The organism is Marisediminitalea sp. (assembly GCF_984433645.1).
The window spans coordinates 1-24,785 of the sequence record NZ_CFIDRX010000051.1 but is presented as its reverse complement, the minus strand read 5'-3'; the positions used below and the strand labels follow the sequence as shown (position 1 = coordinate 24,785).

The following is a 24,785-nucleotide window of genomic DNA, read 5'->3' as shown; positions in this document are numbered from 1 at the left end:
GGTTGATCGGTTTGGCCGCTGATCACCGGTGTGTTTCCGGTTCCGCTGTCGACCGGGGTCACGTTTAAGGTTGGCGCAGTGGTGTCTACCGTGCCGCTTTGTGTAGAGGTAGTGGTATTGCCCGCCGCATCTACCACGGTGACATCAACCGTGTAATCACCTTCCGGTAACTCAGGAGTCGTGACTGTAAAGGTGCCATCGTCAGCGACTTCGCCAGTAACAACCTGCGTATCGCCGTTTGCATCGGTAATGGTTACCGTAACATCACTGCCCGGCGGTTGATCGGTTTGACCACTGATCACCGGTGTGTTTCCGGTTCCGCTGTCAGTTGGCGTTACAGCTAACTCAGGCGCAGTAACATCGATATTTCCAGACTGCTCCGCTGTAACAGGATTGCCCAGACCATCTGCCAATTCTGCCTCAACGGTAAACCCGCCTTCATTTAACTCATCTGGTGCTGTTGCACTGAAGTTTCCGTTGTCGTCTACAATAACTTCAAGCGATGAGACATTGCCCGACTCATCACTGAATGTCACGGTTACCGGCGTCCCCGCAGGTTGATTGGTCTCGCCAGTCACCGTAGGTTGAGTAGTAGCCGAAAATTCAGCTACAGAGACAGTTAATTCAGGTTCTTCAGCTAATGCGTTGTTTTCTCCCACCCCGTCAAGTGGTTCAAATGAATCGTTCTGATTGTCCTGAGTGGTTTGTGAAAATTCAAACGCCGCCGGATTCGTTTCCTCTGCGATTCTCGCTACGCGAACAAAATTATTGCCACCCTCTGCGCCACCGCCACCATCGCTAATACCGGCCGCGGTTGCTTCTAAGTTTTCAAGTAAATCCCCATCACCAGCAAGCGCTTCAGCAAAAGAGTCGGTTGATGTTGGCGTGTCGGCCTCCCCAAACTCTGCGAGTAAGTCATCTATCGAGTCTTCAGCAATCGAAGATTCACTTTCAACAAATGGGGCAGGTTCATCAGATTGAGAAGACAGGAAATTGCTGATAGTCAGGCTTTGACCGGACGTTAATGTAACCAGGTTTCCGTCTAGCAATAAGGTGACCTCGCCGTTATCTGCGACTTGTATAACACTGTTCGTGTCAATGTCGGTCACTTGATCCAGTGGGTATACCGAACCATCCGGCAACACAACGTTTGCGATGCCATCTAAAGAAACTACGTCAATTTTAATATTAGCCATTGTCGACTCCTTGCTTGATACTAAAAAGCCTAGAAAAGACCTCTCAACCCTGCGCCTGTACTCAGGTACAGCCCCACCAGCAAGTCATTAAATTTTCGTCAATTTATGCTGAAAATAAATTTATATATGTAAAAAAGTGACTTTTGCATTTGATCAAACGACATTTGACGTCTAGCTTTATTACATGCGACATATGTGACACTTAACGCCTTAAACTAAAGTTAAATCAAAGGCTTATACTAAAGTATAACTAAGGTGAATGAATGAGAGCGGTAGTTCTGATCAGTGTAATTACATTAATTGGCATGTCAGTTGAAGCCACTGCCCAACGGCTCACAATTACGGAAGTCATACAGCATACGCTCGATACCAACCCCGATATTCAGGCGAGCTGGCGCGAGTTTTTGATCAGTCAAAAAGATGTAACTGTAGCTCGAAGCGACTATATGCCCAGTGTTGATGTGAACGCCTCTTCGTTTTTTGTCGACAGAAACTACGGACTTGACCAATCCTTTATGGAAAACCAGGCCCGCATATCCGTATCACAATTAATTTATGACGGTTTTTTGAGCCGTTCGGAAACGCAAAGCCTGGAACAGGCCCAGGTTGTTCGGTTCTATGAGTTTTACAGTCAGGCTGAGCAGGTCTCTTTGGAAACCACGCTTGCTTATCTAGATATGGTGATGTTTCGGGAACTGCTTCAGATCTCGGAGAGCAATTTAAAAACGCACATTGACGTGTACAAGCAAATTGAACAGAGCGCGCAAGCCGGTGTCGCCAGAGGTGCAGACTTAGAACAAATCAACGGCCGATTGTCGCTGGCAGAATCTAACATTATTACCGAACAATCCAATTTGCATGACGTTACTGCCAGGTTTATGCGTCTGACCGGTTTACAATCCCCGAGTGACATTGCGCCTGTTGATGTGAATCTACTGCCAGTTCAGCAACACAGTATCGTGCAGTTACTTCACAAGGCCTATGCCAGTAACCCTGACCTTCTGGCTGCGGTGTACAACATTGATTCACAAGCATTTCGCATAGAAAGTGCAGAAGCCAGATATCATCCCAGAGTGGCGTTTAACGCGTCTTACGGCTTTCAATCACGGGATCAGGTTGGCCTGAATAACACCATTACAGAAGCTCGGGTTGGCATCCAATTAGACTACAACCTTTATCGTGCGGGTGCAGACGAAGCGCAAATCGAGCAGGCCATCGAGCAACAAGTTCAGGCAAAAGACATTCGTCTGAAAGCCTGTCGTGATATACAACAAACACTGCATATAGCATTCAATGACATCGTTAATTTAGAACGCCAGTTACCCGCACTGAACGATCATATGCTTGCTTCGGCGAGAGTCAGAACTGCCTATTTGGGGCAGTTTCGTTTGGGCCAACGCACCCTGTTGGATTTACTCGATGCAGAAAATGAGGCATACGAGTCCAGCCGGGCATATACCCAAGCCAAAATTACCCAGCTTAAGTCGTTCTTCAGGTTGCTCGCATCACAGGGCGAATTACTCAACTACTTAAATGTAAGCCGCCAGAGTATGCCTGTACCTGCTGATATCGCAGCCCGACCGGTAGAATATGACCCAACTTATATTTGCCCGGCAAATACCGTGGATTATTTGGTGTCGTCAGGCAACGCGCTAACGCGAGATACCGATGGCGATGGTGTAACCGATTTATGGGACGATTGCCCTGACACCACAGCGGGTGTCGATATTGACCAGTACGGCTGCGAACTGGCGAAAAAAGAAACTGTCAACTATGCTCCTATAAACACAGCCGATTTTGAACGCCTGGATGTAGTAAAAACAATGAATGTGTCAGTAGAGTTCGAGCATGACTCTGCAGGCTATAGCAGCAACATAAATGAATTAATGACACCGCTGCTGGACACATTAGCTGAAAACCCAGCCTATGGCGTGATCATTGAAGGCCATGCATCACTGCAAGGTAATGCAGACTACAACAAACAACTTTCACTGCGCAGAGCCAAGGCCATCGCTACGTGGCTGATTGATCAACAAGGAATAGACAAAGGCAGAGTGTTTGAAGTGGGCTATGGTGAAGAGCGTCCGGTCATCGATGCTCAAACTGAACAAGCTAACCGAGCGAACAGACGTATTGTCGCCAGAATAGTCATGCTGCCGCAGGAACAGGACTCCGAAACACCATAAGGTTGCTATGACAATAAATACCGCATACAGCGTCACAGAGGACGTCAGTGCTGTAGGTGGGCCGTTGATGGATTGCTTTGAAGTCATCTGCCAACATCACCACCAGCCCTGTCCACGGCCATCTCTTCTGTCAGGCCAACCCATGAAAAATGGGTTGTTGTCGCCATCTGCTATTAGCAGCGTTGCCAAGCGTGCTGGATTTGTAAGCAGAACAGTGAAACGCCCGCTGGAACAAATTAACCCTGCGTTGTTACCCGCTATTCTGATACTGCATCACGAGCAATGCTGCGTAGTGCACGCCTATGACAGTGCGAAAAACACGCTCACGGTGACTTACCCAGAACTACAACAGCATCTGGAATCGGTGCCACTGTCTTCCGTCGATGAACAATACTCAGGTTATGTGATATTTCTGCGACCTAAAATCCAACAACCGGACACAGACTCGCAGCACACGCCTGCCGAGCAGAACAACTGGTTTTGGAAAACCATTGCTAAAGCACGCCCTTTATATCGCGACGTGTTAATCGCTTCTGCATTTATTAGTTTATTGTCTGTGGCCATGCCACTGTTTGTCATGAACGTCTATGACCGTGTTGTACCCAATGCGGCACTCGAAACACTGTGGATGATGGCAATAGGGGTATTGATCGCGCTCTTATCTGATTTACTGTTGCGCTTCCTTCGCTATTACTTTGTCGAATTGGCCGCCAGCCGTGTAGATGTGCACTTGTCTTCCACTTTATTGCAGAAAGTGCTGGCCATTAGTTTCTCCGAAAAGCCTCGCTCTACCGGTTCGTTTGTGAACAGCATTCAATCGTTTGATGCAATACGGACATTTTTAAACTCTGTCACTATTGTGGCGCTTATCGACCTCCCCTTTGCATGCCTGTTTATGGGTATCATTATATTCATCGACTGGCACCTTGTACTTCCCATTCTGGTCGGCGGCATTGTGATAATAGGATACGGATTCTATTGCCAGTCGGTCATGAAACAACTTGCCGATGACAGTATGAAGATCGGTGCGCGTAAAAATGCTCTGATTACCGAATCGCTCACCAATTTTGACGATGTACGTTTTTTTAATACGCAGAGTCACTTTCAATATGAATTCGAAAAACAAAGTATTTTTCTGGCCAAGACCAATGCGAAACTCAGACTGGTGGGAGCCTCTGTCAGCAACCTGGCATCCTTGGTGCAGCAATTGGTTGGCGTTTGTATTGTCATAACCGGCGTGTATTTAATTGTTGAAGGCGAACTGACACAAGGCGCATTAATCGCAGCCTATCTGCTGTCTGGCAGAGCAATGGGGCCACTTGGCTCAACCGCCAGCCTGGCAGCACAATTTCATCATGCGAAAACCAGCCTGACCATGCTCAATGACATTATGGCGATGCAGGTTGATGAGCCCGCCAGTAAACAATGGACTGAACACGAAGCAGTAAAAGGCGAGATAAAATTCGAAGACGTGACATTTCACTACCCCGACCACAACCAATTTGTCGTTAATAAAGTCAGCTTCAATATCACGGCCGGAGAAAAGGTTGCCATTCTGGGGAAAAACGGCAGTGGAAAGAGCACGATAAACAAGCTGCTAATGCGTGCTTATGCGCCGTCCAAAGGCCTTATCAGTGTCGATGGCATCAACATATTGCAATATGAGCCCAGCGCTCTGCGTCGTCATATTGGCTATGTGCCGCAAGATTTATCCTTGTTTGCCGGTTCTCTGAAAGACAATATTACCCGTTTCGATGACAGCATAGATGAAGATGAAATATGGCAGGTGCTTGAGCAATGTGAACTGGCCGCCCTGGTCAACAACCATCCTGATGGTCTGAGCCTCAATGTTGGCGAGAAAGGCGCGTTGCTCTCCGGCGGTAAACGTCAGGCCGTCGCCATTGCAAGAGCCCTTATTCATTCGCCGGACATTTTTATTCTGGATGAACCGACAGCCTCGATGGACTCCAATACGGAGGCGCGTCTGAAAGCAGTGCTAAAAGCGCGTACACAAGACAAAACCCTGATCCTGAACACTCACAGAACCACGTTGTTGGATCTGGTAGACAGGATCATTGTTGTTGACCACGGCAAGGTACTCATAGATGGCCCCAAACAGCATGTGTTGAATCAACTACAGGCGGTTCTAAGCCAGCAACCCGGAGTGCGCCCTGCATGACTTTACCTGTACTTCCGCGCAGCATGCTGAGTCAACGCCTGCACAAATGGCTTGCCACCCCCGCCGAACAAGACTGGGTGCTCGAGGCAGAGTGGGCAAGGGTTCAGCAAGCCCCCGTCAAAGCTCAACGCCTGTTATATGCCATCATTCTGAGTCTTGTCTGCCTGCTCATGTGGGCAAACATAGCGGTTATCGACGAGGTGGCCCGAGGCACAGGTAAAGTGGTGCCATCGCAAAAACTGCAAATTGTGCAATCACTGGACGGCGGTATCGTACAGGCCATTTTTGTCTCTGAAGGTGAAGCGGTTCAACCCAACCAGAAACTGTTAGAAATAGACCCGACTCGTTTCATCTCAACCCTTCAGGAAAACAGCACTGAAGCCCTGGCCCTGAAGGCCAAAGTGCAGCGTTTGAACGCGCTAACGAATAACCTGCCAATTCAGTTTTCGGAAGAACTCAGGAACCAGGCCGAGGTACTGGTAAACAATGAAACTCAACTCTACAACTCTAACCTGGAAGAACTAAGCCAGCTTGCCAGCGGGTTTGATAATCGCATAAGCCAGCGCGAACAGGATTTAAATGCCTTCACGGCTGAGCGTTCTCAGTATTTGCGATCGCTGGAACTCGCCGAGAAAGAACTCTCGGTAACCCGACCGTTGCTGGCAAGTGGCGCCGTTTCAGAAATCGACATTTTGCGCCTGGACAGGGAAATAGTGGAGCTTAGGGGAGCACTGGAGCGTACCGAAGCCGCGATTATTCGCAGCCGTTCTGCCATTGAAGAAGAGAAGATCAAAAAACGGGAAGCCCGCTTGAAAATGATCAATCAATGGCATCGTGAATTAACAGAAAGTGCGTCGCGACTAGCTGTACTGGAACAGTCCAAAGCAGGACTGGAGGATGTGGTGAGCCAGTCCGTTTTGCGCTCCCCTGTGAAAGGTACCATACAACGATTACTGTTTAACAACGAGGGGGCGGTAGTAACACCGGGTAGTCCGGTTGCAGAGATCATTCCCATCGATGATCAACTCATTATCGAAGCAAAAATTGCGCCTAAAGACATCGCGTTTATTACCTTGGGACAAGCTGCTGTAGTGCGTTTTAGCGCCTATGACTTTTCCATTTACGGCGGCATGCGTGCAGAGGTGACACATATCAGCGCCGACTCCATTACCGATGACAAGGACAACACCTATTACATTGTCAGACTGCAAACCATTTCAACCATTGGAGAGTCGCCGTTGGAAATTTTGCCCGGCATGACCGCTGAGGTAGATATTATTACCGGAGAGAGATCGATTATTGATTTCATTTTGAAGCCGCTGAAAAAAGCTGCTTCTACGGCGTTTACCGAGAGATGATGATGCAACAGTATTTTTTGTCGAATCAGTTAACACTCCCCGAAAACTGGAGCAGACACATTCACTGCATTCAAAGTGATATTGCCATTCAAACGCAGTCCGCTTTTTGCTGGTTGCACTGCGAGGGGAAAGGCTGGAAAGAGCAGGCTCGGCGGCTTGCTATGAGGAACATTCCTACGGTTGTGGTCACTTCATCTGTTCAAATGAGTGAAATGCAGCTTGCCTTTGTGTTGGGCGCTAAAGGCTATTGTCACATGTCTACGAACACTGACACTGCAAACGCCATTGTTGCCACCGTTTTACAATCCGGTATTTGGATCCCACAAACTCTTCTGTCCGGTATCATTAACTCGCTCGCTAACCACCCGCAATATCACTTGCACCCGCAATTTAGCAGCGACCTGACGGAACGAGAATGCAGCGTAACCAACTACATACTGGAAGGAAAGTCTAACTTACAAATTGCTGAAGCCTTGGGTATCACAGAGCGCACAGTAAAAGAGCACGTCACCTCCATTCTCAGGAAGTACGGTGTAAAAGACCGCGTGGGCTTACTGCTGCAATTGGGGGAGTTTCACCCCATGCAGCCTCGTAAAGCGGCAGGGGGACAAGCGGGAGGGCAATCAGGATGACACTAACAAGGCAGCTTTGGATTGCCATAATTGCCATTGTTCTTCTGAATGGGTCTGTCAGCTTTTGGCTATTGTTTACCACTACGCACCGCACATTCGAGGAACAGCTTTATCTAAAGAACATTGACGATGCAAACGCGCTGGCACTGCTACTTACTCAGTCGGAGAAAAGCCAGACCAACATGGAGCTGTTAATTGCCGCTAAATTCAACGCCGGTAATTATGCGTCTATCCGGTTAATCGATATGGACGGCAATATGATTTCCGAGTTCAGCTACACCGAAGAAGAACTCGACACCGTGCCACAATGGTTTGCCGGCATTGTACATTTTGCCATACCCCCTGGCGTATCTCAGGTTAGCGAAGGATGGGGGCAATACGGTACTTTATACGTAGAAAACCAGACAACCTATGCACTGGAACTATTTTGGCTTAAGTTCCGCCGGTTTATCTTGAGCCTGACGCTCGTGACGGTGTTAGTAGGCATGATTGGTTCAATGTTACTTCGCTCCATTCTGAAACCACTGGGTAAAATTGTTCAGCAAGCCAATAGTTTCTCTCAACGTCGATTCGTCACTCTCGACCGACCATGGACAGAAGACTTCGCCCGGGTAGTTGACGCAATGAACTCTCTGGCCGAACGCTTTAAAACCATAGTGCTTGAAAATAATGCCAGACTGGAACTAGGTAGATTCAAAAGCCAGCATGATCCGGTCACCACCCTGCCTAATATCAGCGCTTTTTTCACCCTGCTGGAGTCCCAATTGCGTTACCGCGACAAAGACGGACAAAACACCCTGATAGTCCACAGCGTCGCCTGTGAACATTACGATATTCAGTCTGTACTCGCCGGAAGTTTTAATGAGTTTTTCAAAGAGTTTTCGGCTCGGGTCATCGCTTTTTATGAGCAACATCAGACGCTGTACACGGATTTCCGGGCGGCCCGTATTAACGAAACCGACATCGCAATTATCCTGACAGACTCGACACCGTTAGAACATTTACAGCAGAAAATCGCCGAATTTGCTTCATTCTCAATTGCCATCCTCGAGCTAAAGCAAACCGCCACCCTGGCAACAGCCGGTGTCTACATTAAAGGCAATGAAGCCAGCCACGAACTGATGTTCCGGGTAGACGATATGCTGGAACAAGCACAACAAATGACTGGCCAATTCACGTTTTGTTTTGAGCCCTTGCCAGGCGATAAGCTTCAATTAAAACCCTCTGACTGGCCAAATTTCTTTGCCCAGATAGAGCATGCATTTTCGTTACATACTGTACCGGTTCTTACAACAGATGAGACCGTTCGTCACTTCCAGTCTTTCTTCAATGTAAAAATAAATGACGTACTGCGCAGTTGCAGTTATTTCACAAGAAGCGCCAGGGAAAGCTCAGCCATTCCCAGTATAGATTTAAAGCTCGTCAATCTCGTGATTGCCCACCTTGAGTCTCACCCAGACCAAAAGCTCTCGTTATTGCTTTATCAGGAAACCATTCAGGACCGTGACGCTATCAATAAAATTGAGGCCATTATCAAACAGTTCCCGGCTGCCTCAAAACGCCTCGCGTTGGAGTTACGGGAATCGACCGCTCGCCTGTGTCACGATGAATATAAACACTTTTGTACATTAATGAAGCATTATCAGGTAGGATTGGGACTTAAGCGTGTAGGTGAGAGTTTTTCTCAGGTGGCCAATGTCCACGAGTTCGGTTTGGATTACATCAAAGTCGACAGCGCCTATGTGTACGACGTTAAAAATAATCAGGTAAATCAAATTTATCTTCGGGGACTTTCAGATCTTGCCCATTCCTTGGGGATGAAAGTGTATGCTGATGGCGTTTTAACAGAGAGTGATGAAGAGGTACTCTTCTCTTTAGGGTTTGACGGCGTAATTCGCATGCAGCAATGATGTCAACGTCTCACCTCATTAATGAAGTATACGGGGGCAACTTGTTTGCAATAAACCAATCGTTTAAAGCATCGAACGCTGTATCTGTGCTTTTGTTGTTATGTTTTGGTTTGAGTATGGCCTTTGCCTCGGTTGATCGTCTTACTTTTGACCCGGCGCAATTCTGGATTGCGGTTAAACAATACGGTGGGCAGTCCAGCACAAAGCAACAGTCGGAACTCTCCACATTGTTGGCAACGCCTTATCAGGATATGAATATTGATGCGCTGACAAAAGTTAACCGCTATTTCAACGAATCGTTATTGTATCAAACCGATGATGCAGTCTGGTTGCAAAAAGATTATTGGGCCAGCCCAGCTGAATCCATCGCTAAAGGTGCCGGAGACTGTGAAGACTACGCCATTGCGAAATACTTCTTTTTATTGCATTTAGGCGTCCCGCCCAGCCAACTTCGCTTAGTCTATGTTAAAGCTAAAATAGGCGGAAGACGCAGTACTGTTACCCAGGCTCATATGGTGTTGGGGTTTTACCCGTCAGGCAGATCGGAGCCGTTAATTTTAGACAACCTGATAGGCGATATACTGCCCGCTTCTCAACGCACAGACCTGTCGCCTGTTTTCAGCTTTAACAGTGAGGGTATTTTTCAGCCAGGCCAGACAGCCTCAGTTGGCCAACCCTCTGCAAGACTCTCGCAATGGCGGAATGTGATGGTAAAACTCAAGCAGGAAGGATTCGATATTAACGAGTAGGTTTTTACAACGCTACCCGTTAATCAACAAAGTATTACGCAGAACGTTGCAAGGTAACGAAGCGGTAACCATACTGGTTTTTATCATCCGGTGTATGCACCTGCTCTTCTGACATATCCCAGTCGCCACTAGCTTCATAATCAGGAAACTGTGTGTCCCCTGCCACATCTAAATCAATGAACGTCAAATACAAGGTTGAAGCCTGTGGCAGGAATTGTTGATAGATATTCCCACCACCAATAATCATGACCTCCGGGGTATCCTGCTCATTCGCCAAAGCAAGCGCATCTTCAGGACTGTGTACAACCGTAGCGTCTTCAAGTGAGTACTGGTCGTCACGGGTAATAACAATATTCAATCGCCCTGGTAGTGCTCTGCCTATGGACTCATAGGTTTTGCGACCCATGATCACAGGCTTACCCAGTGTTGTACGCTTAAAATGCGCCAAATCAGCCGGAAGATGCCAGGGCATTGCATTGTCAGCGCCGATAACCCGATTGTTTGCCATGGCTGCTATCATTGCTATTTTCACGTTCGCCATTACTGCTCCTTACTTTCTGTAAATGACCTCAACGTCGTAATCATCGTCGTCTTCGTCATCCCAGTCATCATCGTCGTAATCGAGATCATCAGCAGGGTCTTTGCGATGTGTGTCCCATGAAAACTCAACATCCTGCTTATCGTCTTCGGCTTCAACATCGTCAGGCAGGTTTTCGAGATAATTCATGATTTCATGACATAACGGGTCCAGATTCAAACGCTGGAAAGCAGAAATCTGGTACGTCGGGCCATCCCACTCCAACGCCTCTTTGATATCGTTACAAAGCGCTTCGGCTTCGTCTTCCAATAACAAATCGATTTTGTTAAACACCAACCAGCGTGGTTTTGAAGCCAGTTTTGGACTGTACTTCTCAAGCTCATTAATAATGGTTTTCGCATTTTCTACCGGATCTGATTGATCCGCTGGCATCAGGTCAACCAGGTGCAACAATATGCGGCAACGCTCAAGGTGCTTGAGGAACCGGATACCCAGGCCTGCACCTTCTGCCGCACCTTCAATCAAACCAGGAATATCGGCAATAACGAAGCTGCGCTGAGAGTCTTGGCGTACAACACCTAAATTCGGCACCAGCGTAGTAAACGGATAGTCCGCTACCTTAGGTTTTGCAGCCGATACCGAACGAATAAAGGTAGATTTACCGGCATTCGGTAAGCCTAGCAAACCAACGTCTGCCAGCAGCATGAGCTCTAATTTTAAGTTACGAATTTCACCCGGTGTGCCATTGCTTTTCTGACGCGGCGCCCGGTTTACACTGCTTTTAAAGCGCGCGTTACCTAATCCGTGATAACCGCCTTGGGCAACTTTCAACTTTTGACCATGTTTGGTTAAGTCGCCTAACACCTCTAGGGTATCAGCATCTGTTGCACGGGTACCTACAGGCACGCTTAGGGTTAAATCCTTACCGCCTTTACCGTTACAGTTACTCCCCTGGCCGTTTTGACCACGTTCAGCGCGGTGAAAGCGCTCAAAGCGATAATCAATCAGCGTGTTGAGGTTTTCGTCAGCAACCAGGTATACACTGCCTCCGTCACCACCATCACCGCCGTCAGGTCCGCCGCGTGGAACATATTTCTCGCGACGAAAGCTGATGGTGCCGTTACCACCGTCACCTGCTTCTACCCGAATTTCAGCTTCATCTACAAATTTCATGTTTTTCCCCGGAACGAACCCTAGATATTAAAGTGTACTGCATTTTACATGATAGGACTAAATACAGCCTATCCGGTCCCCGCATTTGCCTGAGACCTACAACAAAAAACCCCGCAAGCGCGGGGTTTTTTAAATCGAGAATCGATTGCGCTTATTCAGCAACAATGCTCACAAACTTACGGTTTTTAGGTCCTTTAACTTCGAACTTAACTTTACCGTCTGATAATGCGAACAGAGTATGGTCTTTACCGATACCCATGTTGTCACCAGCGTGGAATTTTGTGCCGCGTTGTCTAACAATAATGTTGCCAGCTAACACAGACTCACCACCGAAACGCTTAACACCTAAACGTTTGCTTTCTGAATCACGACCGTTTTTGGTACTACCACCAGCTTTTTTGTGTGCCATGTGTCTATGCTCCTATTATGCGTTAATACCAGTGATTTTCACTTCTGTGAACCACTGACGGTGACCCGCTTGCTTACGCGAGTGCTTACGACGACGGAACTTAACGATTTTTACTTTATCGCCACGACCGTGTGTAACAACTTCAGCAGTCACTTTACCACCGGCAACATATGGTGTGCCGATTTTAACGTCGTCACCATTGCTAACCATTAATACGTTATCAAACTCTACACTGTCGCCTGGAGCGACTTCGATCTTCTCGAGACGAACGGTTTGACCTTCGGCCACACGGTGTTGTTTACCACCACTTTGGAAAACCGCGTACATAACTTTCTCCGCTCTGCGCCAATGTGCGCTTCATCATTTCTAAAACAGGGCGCGAATTGTACGTGAATCGATACGTGATCACAACCCCACAAATGCGAAAAAAAGATTATTTTTCGAGCTAATTGATTTTAGGGAATCAAAACCCTTGATTTTCGTAGCTATGAGGCCGATTTACGAACTTCATATTTGATGAATAATGCGTGAATTCAACAAGCTAACCAGTTTTCTGGAAATCTTTGCTACAATAAAAAACGCCAGAAAATTTTAACCTATTGCAGCATTGCCAAGCGTCATGGGTTCGGTAGTACGCGGAAGGATCGGAAGGATCCCGCAAATCTCGCTCGCAGTGGCCACTTTACAGCATTATCTCCACCGGTGGGCGTAATTATACCGTTATTCACTGGATACGCGCGTTTATTTATGTACAATCTGCTGCCAGTTGAGGATGAGTCCCGGACGGCTACACACCATTATGAATATTGAGCAAATCAAAGTACTTGCTGAGTCTGACATGCAGTCAGTTAACCAGTTAATTCAGCAACAGGTTGATTCAGATGTTGCCCTGATCAATCAACTGGGCTTTTATATAGTTAACAGCGGCGGAAAACGCCTGCGCCCATTACTTACTGTCTTAGCAGCCCGAGCACTCAATATTCAGTCTCAGCAACACCATACTCTCGCCGCCATTATTGAGTTTATTCACACGGCAACGTTGCTACACGACGACGTTGTGGATGAGTCGACCATGCGCCGTGGTCGCGAAACCGCCAATGCCCTGTTTGGCAATCAGGCCAGTGTGTTAGTCGGCGACTTCCTTTACACCCGCTCATTTCAGATGATGGTAAGCCTGAACAGCATGCGAGTGATGGAAATCCTGTCTGACTCTACTAATCGCATCGCCCAGGGCGAAGTGCAGCAGTTAATGAACTGCAACGATCCGAACACCACGGAAGAAAGCTACTTCGATGTAATTTATGGCAAAACTGCACGTTTGTTTGAAGCCGCCACCCAGCTTGCCGCAGTTATTACCGGTCAATCAGAAGAAATAGAAGTGGCCATGCAAGATTATGGAAAGCACCTGGGTACGGCTTTCCAATTAGCCGATGACTTACTCGACTATGAATCAAATGCCGACGCTATGGGTAAAAATGCGGGCGACGACCTGGCAGAGGGTAAGCCAACTCTGCCACTACTTTATGCCATGTGGCACGCTAGCGAAGAAGACGCGGCTCTGATCAGAGAGGCCATCGAAAAGGCTAACGGGCTGCCCCACTTGGAGCGCATATTGGGCGTGATGAAGGAAACCGGTGCGCTGGACTACACTCGCCAAAAAGCGAACGAAGAAGCAGATAAAGCTATTACGGCGTTATCAGCCATTCCAGACAGTGATTACAAACAAGCGCTAATTGCACTGGCGCATATTGCAGTAGATCGTAACAACTAACTGCTGCTCTCCAGCATATAGCCGAGCAATCCAATCAAAAATCCAAGGACGCCACCTAGCGGCGGCGCCCAGTGGTTATCCATTTTTACCTGTGGTGCAATGTCTTGCAGCAGGGAATATAAAATCCCACCGGCAGCAAACAACATAATGGCCGATATAATGGCCGGATAGTCGGCAAGCCAGTAAAAGCCAATTAATGCCATTACGGGTCCGCTAAATGCCATCAGCGTAAAAAGACTAATGATTTTACGCTCGCTAAAATGGCCTTGTTCCTTTAATTCCCGAAATGCGTTGAAGCCCTCAGGAAAATTTTGAACCGCTACGAGCAATCCGAGTAACACGCTTCCACTGCCAATAGCCGCAGCCGTTCCCAGTGCAATTGACTCCGGAATAAAATCAATGAGCATTGATACCAACTGGCTGGCCGAGAACTGATGTTTCGCCAACCAAATATCCAACCCCATAAAAGCCAGAGAACCGGTAAGAAAACTCGCACTTGCCGCGGTCACGCTGAGAGCTTTTACACCTTCAGGTACCAATACCAGTGCGACAGCAGACATTAACGCACCTGCGCCCATGGCGAGAATACCGTGGCGCAGCTCTTCGTCTAGCCAGGCAGGAAATACCCGCTCAACACACCCCAACAAAGCGCCGGCTGGCATTGCCAGGCCAGCACACAACGCAATGATTAACAGAGTGTATATAGCAGGATCGGTCATTACAGGATATCAGGCCTGGTTGAGGCCTGCTTCACGGGTCATGTTCTCGTTGCGGTCGCGATGCACAATAACATTGTCTTCAATGCGGATACCGCCAAACGGTTTAAATGCCGCAACTGTGTCCCAGTTTATAAACTTCGACTGCTCACTGGCTTTTAAATCTGCCAGCAAAGACTCGATGAAATACAGACCGGGCTCCACGGTAAACACTTGTTGTGCTTCGACAGTGCGAGTGCAGCGAAGGAATGGGTGATCATCAGGTGCTGGGCACGGCGTGCCCCGGTCATCAGATACCAACCCACCGACATCATGTACCTGAAGGCCCAGGAAATGTCCTATGCCATGTGGGAAGAAGGTTTTAGTAATTCCCTCAGCCACACAATCTTCAGCCGACATATTCACAATACCGGCTTGCTGTAATATACGCCCGATACCTTCATGAGCTTTAGTTTGCAGCACTGGATACGGCACACCTGGCTTGAGCTCGTCGATTAAAGCGAGTGTCAGTGCATCGACTTCAGTGATTAAGTCGGCGAACGCGCCGGCCTGCTTCGCGTAAGTACGGGTAATATCTGACGCATAGCCATGACAGCTGGCGCCGGCATCAATAAGGAAAGAGCGATGTTCATCGGGAATCGCGGTGTCGTAAATCATGTAATGCAAAATTGAAGCATGTTCATTCAGCGCCACAATGCCGGTGTAAGGCACGTCATTCTCACCCTGTTGCGCCGCTAAATTGTAAGCCAGGTTAATGCCAAATTCGCTTTCTCCTGCCAGAAACGCGTCGGCCGCCGCTTTGTGGGCTCTAACCGCTATTTGATTTGCTTCGCGCATACACGCCAATTCGTAATCTGTTTTGAAAGACCTATGGTAGTGTAAATAGTGTAATACCCGATCCGGATTTACATTTTCAAAGCCCAGCGCTTTAGCCACTTCAATATATTCGCCGACATACGCGTAGCGAGACTTGTCAAACGGCAGGTATTTTTCAACCATGTCGGCTTGTTTCAACATCACAATGTCAAAGCAATCAGTCCAAAAATCATTTGGCTCCGGTGGGACCTTATGCCAAAAGTCCAATGGACGATAGAAAATCAGTTTAGGCTTGTCCGTGCCGTTCACCACTAACCAGCAATTCGGGTTGTCCACAACCGGCAACCAGGCCTTAAATTGTGGATTCACTTTGAACGGGTAGTGATTATCATCCAAAAACAATCGCTTGCCCTGACCTGAATGAATGACCAGGCCATCAATGCCCTCGCGCTCTATGGCTTGTCGGGTGCGTTTTTGGAGGGTTTCGATATGCGCAGCATACCGATCAACTTGAACTGTCATAGTGCCTCTGTATTTTGATTATTTTTACCGGCTAACACTATCACGGTGTCAGGGTAAAGTCAGGCTGTCCGCCGACACTTTCATGCGACTCAAAGTATCGAATACATTTGCGTCATGCCCCAATTGTTTTTGATATATGTAGCGGTACGCCATTACTGCTTTTACGTAATGCCGCGTCTCGCGATAGGGGATGTTTTCAATCCATACATCGAGTGGCTGTTCGCCTTCATCGGGCAACCATTCCTGTACACGTTTCCAACCTGCGTTGTAAGACGCGGTTACCAACACCGGATTTTCACCCAGCTTGTCATTCAGGTACTTCAGGTACTGAATTCCGAAAGCCAGGTTCTTGTCGGGCTCAAAAAGTGTCTTTCTGCTTACCCGCGATGACGTAATGAAGTTCACCGTGCCCGGCATCAGTTGCATTAACCCTCGTGCGCCGGCGGGCGACACCGCATCCACCATAAATGAACTCTCCCGCCGGGCAATGGCCATCGCCATGGCAGGATCCACCTGATGCTGTGTCGCTTGCTGCTGAAACTGCTCTGCAAAAGCAAGAGGAAAACGTCGCTCCACGTCGTCAAAATGTCCCGTTCTGGCAAAACCAAAGATAGCCTGGTCATGCCATCCCCAATTGCTGGCAAGTAACGTCGCCGCCTGCTTCTCCTCGCGGTTAAGCTTCTTGTTCAGGTAATACCACTCCCGGCGAGCCTCTACAAACCGACCCAATTCAAACCATTCCCTGGCGCGCTTAACAGCGGGATACAGACCTACCTTAGCCAGTAATGCATCGCTCACCTGAAGTGGCTGATTAGTCAACGCAGGCTGTTTAGCTAAACGGGCGCTGGCCAGAAAGCCGTAGTAATGGCGCTCACCCGACAATTCGCTCAACAACTGGTTTTGCATTGCATCTGCGTCCAGTTCTCCCAATCCCCTTGCCCGCCAATAGCGAAATGCTTCATCAAGCTGTTCCCGCTCGGGTGCACTGTCGATCACCTCCAGGGCACCTTGCCAGTCTTGCTGACGCAACATGTAGGCTAAATGCCAGTGTCTCACATCTGCCTCGGCGGCTGGCACATTCGCTTTCGCCAGCCATTCCATGGCTTTCTCGTCATTATCTATGGCCAGACTAATTGCGATGGCGCGGTGAATTTGCTGTAACTGCCCTTCGCTAAACTCGATTTTTTTCTGCCAGTTGGTAAATGCACGAATGGCTTTATCTGGCTTCTGCCAGGCAAGGCGGGTTAACCCGAAATAAATAACAGGTAACTCGTACTGAACATATTTTAAGGGAAAATCAGCATAGCGCGTGACCGTTGTCGGGTTGCGTTTCACTTGCCGCCACAGGGTGATGATGTAGTGATGCGTAGGCGGTATACGTCGCTGCAAGTAGCTTAGCATGCGGGTATTACCCGCCTTAGCCACAAGCTCGGCCCGGCCAATAACCCTATCTATGGTCATTAACCCTGCGCGTTGCCAGAGCTTAAAAACAGGGTCGCACTCGTCTGGCCGGGACTGCCCGGATAACCAGATATCGTTAACTTGCTCCAACCAAAAAGCCGGATTGTCTGTCACAGACAGTTGGAAATTCAGGTAGTCACAGGTGTAACGTGTGCCCAGATGGGGTTGATAGGCCTCAATATAGGGCTCCGCCAACGATTGATTAGCCAACTCTGACAACCAACGTTTGCGCAATGTCGTTTCCAGAGGCGTACCCGCATACCGGGTTAAGAAACGGTCTACCTCAGATACCGGTAAGCTTTTCAGACGCTCACTCAGCGCCTGCAGTCTGAGATACGGCAGTAGAGGATAATCTTTGAGGGGTTTTAGCGCGTCTTCGATACGCTTGGTATCCCGTTGACGCCAAATTTGATTATCCTTTTCAAGCGACAAAAATTGCTCACGCTGCGCAGCTAATCGCTCATCCGGCATGCTTCCGGCCTGGGCGGTTATCGCAAAAATGCAAAATAACACGCAATAGCGCCAACTTTTCATACGCACAACGCTTCCCTCGTTACCTGACTGCAACCTTCAATACATATATTGGATGTCACTTCCTTCATTATTCCATCATACCGCGTTACGCACTATCACAAAGGCAAAAATGCCAACACTACTAAAATTGTAGACAAGTAAGCCGGGAGTGCGACGTTAGTCTGGATATATCTTTCTGAATTGATAGTGCTATACATATCTATAAATAAATTAAATGTCAGCCTAACAGCTTGAAACTTGGGCACTTGACACCATATCTATCGATAAATTGAAACGCTTGTTTGAATTTTAGTTGAAATTTTTCTCTGCTTTGGAAAGAATCAGGGTCTATAACTAGTACGCGCCTCCCTACAATTTTATTTCATGCGTTACGCGGAAAGGAGACAATAATGATCTATGAAGGCCAAAATCTAACGGTATCACTGTTAGATAACGGTTTTGCTGAACTCGTATTTGATGCGGCCGGTTCAGTCAATAAATTTGACCGTCAAACAATTAATGAACTTGATGAAGCCACCCAGGCTATTGCTGGAAACAGCGATATTAAGGGTGTCATCGTTCGTAGTGGTAAACCTGCCTTTATCGTGGGTGCTGATATCACTGAATTCACCGGTATGTTCGCCCAGCCAGAAGAAGAAGTGCTGGAATGGGTAAGCAAAACATCTCAAGTCTTCGATCGCTTTGAAGATCTGCCTGTACCCACTATTGCTGCCATCAACGGATTCGCACTGGGCGGAGGTTGTGAAATGGCACTGGCTTGTGATTTGCGTGTTGCAGATACCACTGCCGCTATTGGTTTACCTGAAGTAAAACTGGGCCTGATGCCTGGTTTTGGTGGTACCGTTCGCCTTCCACGTGTGATTGGTTCAGATAACGCGCTGGAATGGATGACAACCGGTAAAGATCGTAAAGGCCAGCAAGCACTCAACGAAGGTGCCGTTGATGCGGTTGTCGCGCCAGAAAAACTGGTTGAAGCAGCATTAAGCATGGTTGCTGACGCAGCCGAAGGTAAAATTGACTGGCAGGCACGTCGCAAAGCGAAGACCTCTCCGTTAAAACTGAATAAAAACGAAGCCATGATGAGCTTCTCTACTGCGCAGGCATTCGTTGCTGCTAAAGCGGGTAAACACTACCCCGCTCCTCACATGATGGTAGAAACCGTTAAGAATGCCTCTGTGCTGGATCGCGCTGGAGCGTTAGCGCTAGAAAATCAGGGTTTTGTGAAGCTGGCGAAAACCGATGCAGCGAAAGCGCAAATCGGTATCTTCCTTGCTGACCAGCTTGTGAAAGGCAAAGGTAAGAAGCTGGCTAAGTCTTCTACCAAAGCGATTAAACAAAACGCAGTATTAGGCGCAGGTATCATGGGCGGCGGTATTGCCTATCAAAGCGCGGTAAAAGGCACGCCGGTTGTAATGAAAGACATCGCTCAACCCGCACTTGATTTGGGCTTATCTGAAGCTGCCAAGATCCTGGGCAAAGGCATGCAGCGCGGCAAAGTTACGCCAGACGTCATGGCGAAGACACTCAATGCCATCACGCCGACGCTTGAATACAATGCCATTAAGGATGCTGACCTGGTCATTGAAGCCGTTGTTGAGAATCCAAAAGTGAAAGGCATTGTTCTGGCTGAGACCGAGCAACATGTTAGCGACGATGCAATCATCTGTTCGAACACCTCAACCATCTCGATTAACCAATTGGCAGAAAGCCTCAAAAAGCCAGAGCGCTTCTGTGGGATGCACTTCTTCAACCCAGTACACCGTATGCCACTGGTAGAGATCATTCGTGGCGAAAAAACCTCAGATGACACCATCGCAGCCGTTGTTGCCGCAACGCTGCAAATGGGGAAAACCCCTATTGTGGTAAACGATTGTCCGGGATTCCTGGTTAACCGTGTACTGTTCCCCTACTTTGCGGGCTTCTCGAAGTTGTTGCTTGACGGCGCTGACTTTGTAGCGGTAGACAAAGTCATGGAAAAACAATTTGGTTGGCCAATGGGTCCGGCGTACCTGCTTGATGTAGTTGGTATGGATACAGCTGACCACGCAGCGTCAGTTATGGCTGATGGCATTCCGGAGCGCATGCAGAAAATCGACAATGACCCGGTTACAGTCTTGTTCAATGCACAGCGGTTGGGTCAGAAAAACGGCAAAGGCTTCTACAACTTTGGCACCGACAAGCGCGGCCGTCCATCTAAAGAAGCAGCCGCAGAAGCTTACGAGCTTATTACGCCAAACGCCGCTGCAAAACAGGACTTCAGCAGTGAAGAGATCATTGCTCGTCTTATGATTCCAATGGCAAACGAAGCGATTCGTTGTTTGGAAGAAGGCATTGTAGCGAGTGCTGCTGAAGCGGACATGGCCTTACTGTATGGCCTGGGCTTCCCGCCATTCCGCGGTGGTATTTTCCGTTATATTGAAACTATGGGATTAGCGAACTTCGTTGAACTTGCAGACAAGTACGCTCACCTTGGTCCGATTTACCAAATTACAGACGGCGTGCGTCAAATGGCCGCTGACGGTAAATCTTACTTCGCTTAATCACCTTAGGAGAATAGAACATGAAAGAAGTTGTAGTTATCGACTGTATTCGTACCCCGATGGGTCGCTCAAAAGGTGGCGTATTTCGTAACGTTCGCGCTGAGACATTATCGGCGCATCTGATGAATGCCTTGCTGGTTAGAAACCCGGGTGTTGATCCTAGTGAGATCGAAGACATCATTTGGGGTTGTGTACAGCAAACGAAAGAACAGGGTTTCAACGTTGCACGTAACGCACAGTTACTCACAGATATCCCACGTAGCACCGCGGCCGTAACGGTTAACCGTTTATGCGGCTCGTCGATGCAGGCGCTGCATGATGCCACTAAAGGCATTATGACGGGTCAAGGCGATGTGTACATGATTGGTGGTGTTGAGCACATGGGTCACGTACCTATGACATTCAACGTGGATTTCCATCCGGGTCTTGCGAAGTACACGGCTAAAGCCTCTGGTAACATGGGTATGACGGCAGAGCTGCTGGGCCGTCAGAATGGTATTACTCGTGAGATGCAGGATGCATTTGGCGCGCGTTCTCACCAACGTGCGCATCAGGCACACCTGGAAGGCCGCTGGGCCAATGAGATTGTTGCCACTGAAGGTCACGATGCTGACGGTGTATTAAAACTCATCGACCACGATGAAGTGATTCGCCCGGAAACAACGGTTGAGACCCTGGCAGGCCTGCGTCCGGTATTTGACCCAGTCAACGGGACTGTTACCGCAGGTACATCATCAGCTATCTCTGACGGTGCATCGGCTATGTTACTGATGTCAGCAGAACGTGCGAAAGCACTGGGCCTGACACCACGCGCCCGTATCAAATCTATGGGTGTTGCAGGTTGTGACGCTGCGATCATGGGCTTTGGTCCGGTACCAGCAACACAGAAAGCGTTGAAACGTGCAGGTATGACCATGGACGATATTGAGCTTGCAGAGTTCAACGAAGCCTTCGCAGCACAAGCACTTAGTTGTATTAAACAGCTTGGCTGGTTAGAACAATACGACGAGAAAGTTAACCTGAATGGCGGTGCCATTGCACTTGGTCACCCGCTGGGTTGTTCAGGCTCGCGTATCAGCACAACGTTGCTTAACCTAATGGAAGCGAATGACAAATCTGTTGGTCTGGCTACCATGTGTATCGGGTTAGGTCAGGGTATTGCGACCATTTTCGAACGCGTTTAATCATCGATAGATTGTTTATCAGGGGGTCTTAATGGCCCCCTTTTTTACACGTTGAAATCACTACTTTGCGTATTTATACTCTCTCGCACCTGACATCTGGTTTTTAATTTTAAAACTTTATCTACGCACATAGATCAGCTCTATTAAGCATACTCCACGTAACAAATTGCAGGTAAAATAAGCAAGTAATATTTACTTACAAATCAAGTCAGCGAATCACTTTGCCATCCAGATATTTTTAATATAAAACATGCACTTATCAGTTCATAAATACGCTTTAATGAACTGCTTCACGTATTATAAAAGAGAAAGGATACCCAATGAAAAAAACACTATTAGCTTGCCTGCTTGCGGTTGCATCATCCTCTGCCAATGCAGATTGGAATGCCGGTCTGTCTTACATCAACCTGTCTGACAGTGATGACGGAATGGATATGTCGTTAGGCGGTATAGTAGGCCATGCCAGCTACGACTATGCAATCTCAGACAAATTTACTCTGGTGCCGGAATTTCGCCTGGGTGTAGGCGTTACCGACGACGAAATGGTGGTATTCGCGACACCTGTCGAGGTGGAACTCGATTTATTCTCTGCCTTTTCGGTAAGAGCCCAATATGAAGTAACAGAGCAATTTTACGTATTTGCTAACCCTTCCTACGGATATGCTAAATTCAAAATTACCATTCCAGCATTCTCTGAATCAGACTCTGATGGTGATTGGGAATTCGGTTATGGTGCAGGTGCAGGATATCAGGTAAGCGATAGCGCGGCGTTGGAAGTGCGTTACGAATCTTTTGATGGTACCGGCGCACTATCTGCTGGCGTAAGTTTCAGCTTCTAAGTAACAAAAAAAGAGGCACGTGCATACGTGCCTTTTTACTTTCCTATGACATGTCGTACAGCAGAGAGCAATGAATCTGTTACCGTAACACCTTCAAGTTGTTGCACCTCATGATAGTCTGAACTGATTAGGTAGCCTGTTCGCACACCAGCACTTTTACCGGCTTCCATATCGGACACTTTATCACCGACTATTACCGAGTTTGCCATATCAATATCAAAAGCCTCTTTTGCTTTTAACAGCATTCCTGGCTTAGGCTTCCGACAATCACAGTCAAGTAGATAATGCCCCCGACCTTTCTTTGCGTGATGCGGGCAGTAATAAACCTTGTCTATGTTAATACCCTTTTGAGCAAACTGTTCAAGCATCCAATTATTCAATTGGAGGAATGCCTGCTCAGAAAAATACCCTCTAGCGATACCGGACTGGTTAGTCACAATAATAATAGCGTAACCGGCGTCCTTTATAAGCTTACAGGCATCGAAGACACCCGGGTTGAAATCGAACTGCTCAGGCTTTGAAAGGTAACCGTGATCGATGTTGATTACACCGTCGCGATCCAGGAAAAATGCTTTCACTAGGTACATACACCGCTATATAAGTTATTGCCAGAGTATATCGCACTTCCCGTTATTTTCAGACATTGACCTTTCGCCATGAATTCGCACCAATGCCGCTAAACATATATAATGAACAAAAAACAATATACCAACGTTGCCCATGTTAGACATTATTAAATCTAAAATTAACGACTCTATTTCGGCCAAAAAAGCATTGCTGGATGACGAAGTGCTTCTGAATGAATTCAATGCCCTGATCGATGCCTGTCTGGCTTCATTGAAGCAAGGCGGGAAAGTCATTTTTTGTGGAAACGGCGGCAGCTTTGCAGATGCGCAACACTTGTCGGCGGAATTTACTGCACGATTCGAAAAAGAGCGACGTTCATTGCCCTCTTTAGCACTGGGTACTAACAGTTCAACACTCAGCGCCATTGGTAACGATTATGGCTTTGAATACATATTCTCTCGTGAACTAGACAGTATCGCGACTGATAAAGACGTGTTTATTGCCATTTCCACCAGTGGAAACAGTAAAAACGTTGTAGAGGCAGTAAAAGTTGCTAACGAGAAAGGCATCAAAACCTGGGGTTGGACTGGAAAAGGGGCAGGCAAAATGGGAAGCCTCTGCGCTACCATTCAAATACCTTCAAACAATACGGCGCGAATTCAGGAATGCCATATACTGCTTGGTCATATTCTTTGTGGGCAAGTAGAAGAGCGTTATTTTAGCTAGACTCAGCATCCCGATAGAGATCGACAGGAAACCATTCGGTGATCTCTATCGCGGGCTTATCCTCTATGTGAATCACATAAGTTCTGTACGCGACTTCTTTCTCTGTGTCCCAAAACGTTTCATCGGCTGTTTCGACACCCAAATCGAGTATTTCCCGGTAAGATTCTACACCTTCATCTCTTAATAATTCACCAATGCCGATCTTGTTTTCTACCAATCGCTGAGCAGTTGTTTCGGGTAACACGTTAAGGTGTATATAAGAATCCGCAAACGCGTAGGTACGTCTACTCTGCTGTCCTGATAGTGTCACTTTTCTATGAAGATACTGGCTGCCATGGCTTTTCTTTAAGCAAGTTTGACGAGTGGGCTTATCGACAAGTTGTTGAAGCTGACTTTCTACCAGAACGGGCTCCCAATAATACGCTTCAATTGACTTGGTCACTGTTCCATCTGTTACCAGTAATGTACGTAAAAATGGAGGTAATGCAGACAAATCGACATCATGCCCTTTAGCATTTACAACAATGTTGCCTTGAACAAAGCCCTTTGTTTTAAAGTGTTTCTGAATCAAAACTACTGAACTCACATGCAGATATCCTCCAGTAATATAACACTTTAACTAATTGAGCGCTGTTGTAGCAGTGATATAAATAACGAGTATTGCGATTTTTCCGGGTTTTCTTAAAAATTTAATCGGGATTGATCAGGGGCTTATTTAAGTTCCCGGATAAGCGCTTCGCGCTTTCCGGGATGACGGTGATGTGGTTGTGTTTACGGGA

General features: G+C 47.6%; 21 protein-coding genes. 11 read left to right on the top strand and 10 right to left on the bottom strand.

The annotated features are described in order from the left end of the window. A partial coding sequence (locus tag AC4MRN_RS08720) for a retention module-containing protein (protein ID WP_491203052.1) occupies window positions 1–1,196 on the bottom strand: 1,196 nt, incomplete at its 3' end. Window positions 1,197–1,459: 263 nt separating this feature from the next. On the opposite strand from AC4MRN_RS08720, the gene AC4MRN_RS08715 reads away from it, so the two are divergent. The 6 genes from AC4MRN_RS08715 (at window position 1,460) to AC4MRN_RS08690 (ending at window position 10,210) form a co-directional block, all read left to right on the top strand. Continuing rightward, entirely contained in the window at window positions 1,460–3,382 is a 1,923-nt protein-coding gene (locus AC4MRN_RS08715; RefSeq protein WP_491203051.1) for a TolC family outer membrane protein, read from the top strand. 7 nt (window positions 3,383–3,389) lie between these two features. Continuing rightward, entirely contained in the window at window positions 3,390–5,561 is a 2,172-nt protein-coding gene (locus AC4MRN_RS08710) for a type I secretion system permease/ATPase (RefSeq protein WP_491203050.1), read from the top strand. Next, on the top strand, window positions 5,558–6,919 hold the full coding sequence (locus tag AC4MRN_RS08705; RefSeq protein ID WP_491203049.1) for an HlyD family type I secretion periplasmic adaptor subunit: 1,362 nt from the start codon (window positions 5,558–5,560) through the stop codon (window positions 6,917–6,919). The genes AC4MRN_RS08710 and AC4MRN_RS08705 overlap by 4 nt, the downstream gene beginning before the upstream one ends. A gap of 2 nt (window positions 6,920–6,921) precedes the next feature. After that, entirely contained in the window at window positions 6,922–7,551 is a 630-nt protein-coding gene (locus tag AC4MRN_RS08700) for a response regulator transcription factor (protein ID WP_491203048.1), read from the top strand. Then, window positions 7,548–9,461, top strand: a complete 1,914-nt coding sequence (locus AC4MRN_RS08695; protein WP_491203047.1) for a bifunctional diguanylate cyclase/phosphodiesterase — start codon at window positions 7,548–7,550, stop codon at window positions 9,459–9,461. Before AC4MRN_RS08700 ends, AC4MRN_RS08695 begins: the two co-directional genes overlap by 4 nt. A 116-nt stretch (window positions 9,462–9,577) precedes the next feature. Further along, the gene (locus AC4MRN_RS08690; protein ID WP_073325423.1) at window positions 9,578–10,210 is read left to right on the top strand and encodes a transglutaminase-like cysteine peptidase; all 633 of its coding nucleotides are present in this window, start codon (window positions 9,578–9,580) and stop codon (window positions 10,208–10,210) included. A 34-nt stretch (window positions 10,211–10,244) separates the two neighbouring features. Here AC4MRN_RS08690 and folA read toward each other — a convergent pair whose 3' ends face one another. The 4 genes from folA to rplU form a co-directional block, all read right to left on the bottom strand. Then, window positions 10,245–10,751 carry a type 3 dihydrofolate reductase gene (gene folA, locus AC4MRN_RS08685; protein ID WP_491203046.1) on the bottom strand — a complete coding sequence of 169 codons (507 nt, stop codon included), beginning with the start codon at window positions 10,749–10,751 and terminating at the stop codon, window positions 10,245–10,247. Between the two features lie 9 nt (window positions 10,752–10,760). After that, window positions 10,761–11,921 (bottom strand): Obg family GTPase CgtA, encoded by a 1,161-nt coding sequence (gene cgtA, locus AC4MRN_RS08680; RefSeq protein WP_073325416.1) that lies wholly within the window; start codon window positions 11,919–11,921, stop codon window positions 10,761–10,763. A 151-nt stretch (window positions 11,922–12,072) separates the two neighbouring features. Beyond that, window positions 12,073–12,330 (bottom strand): 50S ribosomal protein L27, encoded by a 258-nt coding sequence (rpmA, locus tag AC4MRN_RS08675; RefSeq protein WP_073325415.1) that lies wholly within the window; start codon window positions 12,328–12,330, stop codon window positions 12,073–12,075. A gap of 15 nt (window positions 12,331–12,345) precedes the next feature. Next, window positions 12,346–12,657 (bottom strand): 50S ribosomal protein L21, encoded by a 312-nt coding sequence (gene rplU, locus AC4MRN_RS08670; protein ID WP_105935712.1) that lies wholly within the window; start codon window positions 12,655–12,657, stop codon window positions 12,346–12,348. Between the two features lie 472 nt (window positions 12,658–13,129). On the opposite strand from rplU, the gene ispB reads away from it, so the two are divergent. After that, entirely contained in the window at window positions 13,130–14,101 is a 972-nt protein-coding gene (gene ispB / locus AC4MRN_RS08665; RefSeq protein ID WP_370239925.1) for an octaprenyl diphosphate synthase, read from the top strand. On the opposite strand, the gene AC4MRN_RS08660 is transcribed toward ispB, so the two are convergent. The 3 genes from AC4MRN_RS08660 to AC4MRN_RS08650 are packed head-to-tail and all read right to left on the bottom strand — an operon-like array spanning window position 14,098 to window position 18,150. Continuing rightward, window positions 14,098–14,820: a ZIP family metal transporter gene (locus AC4MRN_RS08660; RefSeq protein ID WP_073325412.1), complete on the bottom strand. Its 723-nt coding sequence runs from the start codon at window positions 14,818–14,820 to the stop codon at window positions 14,098–14,100. The genes ispB and AC4MRN_RS08660 overlap by 4 nt on opposite strands. Before the next feature lie 9 nt (window positions 14,821–14,829). Further along, window positions 14,830–16,155 (bottom strand): Xaa-Pro dipeptidase, encoded by a 1,326-nt coding sequence (gene pepQ / locus AC4MRN_RS08655; RefSeq protein ID WP_491203045.1) that lies wholly within the window; start codon window positions 16,153–16,155, stop codon window positions 14,830–14,832. 48 nt (window positions 16,156–16,203) lie between these two features. Next, the gene (locus tag AC4MRN_RS08650; RefSeq protein WP_491203053.1) at window positions 16,204–18,150 is read right to left on the bottom strand and encodes a transglycosylase SLT domain-containing protein; all 1,947 of its coding nucleotides are present in this window, start codon (window positions 18,148–18,150) and stop codon (window positions 16,204–16,206) included. A gap of 389 nt (window positions 18,151–18,539) precedes the next feature. Between AC4MRN_RS08650 and fadB the strand changes: the two genes are divergently transcribed. The 3 genes from fadB to AC4MRN_RS08635 all read left to right on the top strand — a co-directional run bounded on the left by fadB (window position 18,540) and on the right by AC4MRN_RS08635 (window position 22,713). Further along, on the top strand, window positions 18,540–20,690 hold the full coding sequence (fadB, locus tag AC4MRN_RS08645) for a fatty acid oxidation complex subunit alpha FadB (protein WP_491203044.1): 2,151 nt from the start codon (window positions 18,540–18,542) through the stop codon (window positions 20,688–20,690). A 20-nt stretch (window positions 20,691–20,710) separates the two neighbouring features. Continuing rightward, window positions 20,711–21,874 (top strand): acetyl-CoA C-acyltransferase FadA, encoded by a 1,164-nt coding sequence (gene fadA / locus AC4MRN_RS08640; protein ID WP_073325409.1) that lies wholly within the window; start codon window positions 20,711–20,713, stop codon window positions 21,872–21,874. Between the two features lie 320 nt (window positions 21,875–22,194). Next, window positions 22,195–22,713, top strand: coding sequence for an outer membrane beta-barrel protein (locus AC4MRN_RS08635; RefSeq protein ID WP_491203043.1), 519 nt, complete (start codon window positions 22,195–22,197; stop codon window positions 22,711–22,713). 35 nt (window positions 22,714–22,748) lie between these two features. On the opposite strand, the gene gmhB is transcribed toward AC4MRN_RS08635, so the two are convergent. Continuing rightward, window positions 22,749–23,300, bottom strand: coding sequence for a D-glycero-beta-D-manno-heptose 1,7-bisphosphate 7-phosphatase (gene gmhB / locus AC4MRN_RS08630; RefSeq protein WP_491203042.1), 552 nt, complete (start codon window positions 23,298–23,300; stop codon window positions 22,749–22,751). 133 nt (window positions 23,301–23,433) lie between these two features. Between gmhB and AC4MRN_RS08625 the strand changes: the two genes are divergently transcribed. Then, on the top strand, window positions 23,434–24,006 hold the full coding sequence (locus tag AC4MRN_RS08625; protein ID WP_073325406.1) for a D-sedoheptulose-7-phosphate isomerase: 573 nt from the start codon (window positions 23,434–23,436) through the stop codon (window positions 24,004–24,006). Here the strand turns inward: AC4MRN_RS08625 and AC4MRN_RS08620 are convergent. After that, window positions 23,999–24,592: a chorismate--pyruvate lyase family protein gene (locus tag AC4MRN_RS08620; protein ID WP_491203041.1), complete on the bottom strand. Its 594-nt coding sequence runs from the start codon at window positions 24,590–24,592 to the stop codon at window positions 23,999–24,001. The two genes, AC4MRN_RS08625 and AC4MRN_RS08620, sit on opposite strands and share 8 nt — an antisense overlap. Between the last annotated feature and the right edge of the window lie 193 nt (window positions 24,593–24,785).